Source organism: Micromonospora sp. NPDC002411 (genome assembly GCF_053592955.1).
The window spans coordinates 1-2,164 of the sequence record NZ_JBSFBM010000579.1 but is presented as its reverse complement, the minus strand read 5'-3'; the positions used below and the strand labels follow the sequence as shown (position 1 = coordinate 2,164).

The 2,164-nt window shown below is 73.3% G+C and carries 3 protein-coding genes; all 3 read left to right on the top strand.

Features of this window, described 5'->3' with window-relative positions; genetic code table 11:
• On the top strand, positions 1 to 609 hold a 609-nt coding region (locus ACWCO3_RS34105), incomplete at its 5' end, for a TetR/AcrR family transcriptional regulator (protein ID WP_450014089.1).
• A gap of 57 nt (positions 610 to 666) precedes the next feature.
• Positions 667 to 1,989 carry a flavin-containing monooxygenase gene (locus tag ACWCO3_RS34100; protein ID WP_450014087.1) on the top strand — a complete coding sequence of 441 codons (1,323 nt, stop codon included), beginning with the start codon at positions 667 to 669 and terminating at the stop codon, positions 1,987 to 1,989.
• Positions 1,986 to 2,129 carry an NAD-dependent epimerase/dehydratase family protein gene (locus ACWCO3_RS34095; RefSeq protein ID WP_450014085.1) on the top strand — a complete coding sequence of 48 codons (144 nt, stop codon included), beginning with the start codon at positions 1,986 to 1,988 and terminating at the stop codon, positions 2,127 to 2,129. Before ACWCO3_RS34100 ends, ACWCO3_RS34095 begins: the two co-directional genes overlap by 4 nt.
• The last annotated feature ends 35 nt before the right edge of the window (positions 2,130 to 2,164 follow it).

Genomic DNA, 2,164 nt, shown 5'->3' with positions numbered 1-2,164 from the left:
CCCGCAACCGGGGCTGAACGAGCAGAACGGGCCACCTCCGATCGGAGATGGCCCGTTCTACGGCAGGCTCAGGGCCGGGCGAAGACCAACGCCACCGCCGCCGCCGGGGTCGACGTCGCCACCGTCGCGCACCACACGGGTACGAAGGCAGCGCTCTACGACGCCTGCTTCGCCCGCGTCTTCGCCGCCGAGCGGGAGGTCCTGACCGAAGCCGCCGAGCAGGCCCGCGCTGCTCTCGACGCGGGGCCGGACGCGGCGCGGCGAGCCCTGCACGAATTGGTCGACGTGTTCGTCGACTTCCTGGAGGACCGCCCGGAGACCACCGCGCTGTGGCTGCGTCGCTGGTTGGAGCCGCAGCGGCACGCCGAGTTGGACCAGCGCTACGCCGACCCGTTGTACCGGCTGGTGGCCGAGCTGCTCGGCGCCGCGGCGGCGGCCGGCGCGCTGGCGGAGCCGACCCCGCACATCACCGTACGCAGCCTGGTGTGGGCGACCCACGGTCACGTGGTGGCGTTGGCGGCGGGCGCGCCGGGGGCACGGGAGCGGCGCGAGTTCCGGGCGTTCGTGCATCGGCTGCTCGACGGGTTGTACGGACCGTCGACCCCTTGACGGGTGACCGCCCGACGGCGATTATCCATCAGACGTTGGATTTAGATGGGGGCGGCGATGGGCGTACCACCTCAGGTGGCGGTGATCGGCGCCGGCGCGGCCGGGCTCGCCGCGGTCAAGGCGCTGCGCGACGTCGGCGCGTCGGTGGTCTGCTTCGAGGCCACCGACCAGGTCGGCGGCCTCTGGGTGTACGGGGCACCCGACTCACCGGCGTACCGGACGTTGCACCTGAACACCAGCCGGGGGCGCACCCAGTTCGCCGACCATCCGATGCCCACCGACTGGCCCGACTACCCCGACCACACCCGGGTCGCCGGCTACCTGGCCGACTACGTGGACCGGTTCGGGTTGGGCGAGCACATCCGGCTGCGCCACACCGTCGAGCGGGTCACCCGCAACCAGGACGGCACCTGGACGGTGGCCGCGAGCGGGCCGGACGGACCGGCCGAGCTCACCGTCGACGCCGTGGTCGTCGCCAACGGACACAACCGGGTGCCCAAGCTGCCCGAACCGTCGTACGCCGGCACCTGCACCGCCGAGCAGATGCACAGCCACGACTATCGGGGTCCGGAGCAGTTGGCTGGCAGGCGGGTCCTCGTCGTCGGGGGCGGCAACTCCGCGATGGACATCGCTGTGGACGCCTCGTACGCCGCGACCCGCACGTTGCTGTCGCTGCGCCGCGGTGTCTGGGTGGTGCCGAAGTACCTGCTGGGTCGCCCCTCGGACACCCTCAACGGGGCGTTGGCCCGTCGGTTGCCGTGGCGGCTGCGGCAACGCATCAGCCAGACGATGCTGAGCACCACCGTCGGCAATCCCACCCGCTACGGGTTGCCCGCGCCGCGCCACGGCTTCCTGCAGGACCACCCGACGCTCTCCGACGGGTTGCTGTCCCGGCTGACCCACGGCGACGTCGAGGCCCGACCCGGCATCGCCTCCGTCGACGGCGACCGGGTCGAGTTCACCGACGGGCGCACCGACAGCGTCGACCTGATCATCTGGTGCACCGGGTACCGGGTGGCGGTCCCGTTCCTCGACCCGGCGCTGCTCGGCGACGGTGCCGACAGCCTGCCGTTGTACCGGCACGTGTTCCACCCGGACGCTCCCGGCCTGACCTTCGTCGGGCTGGTGCAGTCCACCGGATCGGCGTTCCCCCTGGTCGAGGCGCAGGCCAAACTGGTCGCCGCGCACCTCGCCGGCCGGTACGCGTTGCCCGACCCGGAACGACAGCGGGCCGCCTGCCGGGCCGACCTGCGGGCCGCGACCGCCCGCTGGGGTCAGCGCCGTCCGGCGATGCGCGTGGACTTCGACGTCTACCTGGCCGAGCTGACCCGGGAGTTGGCGGCCGGGGCCCGCCGGGCCGCAGCCGGGGTGGGGCGGTGACGCACCGGTCGCTGGCCGGCCGGCGGGTGCTGGTGACCGGGGCGAGCGGCACCTTCGGTCGACATCTCGGTACGGCGTTGACCGCCGCCGGCGCGCGGGTGGTGGGGCTCGACCTGCACCCTCAGCCCGACGGCGAGTGACACCGCCTGCTCGCACCTCATCTGCCGGAGGACCA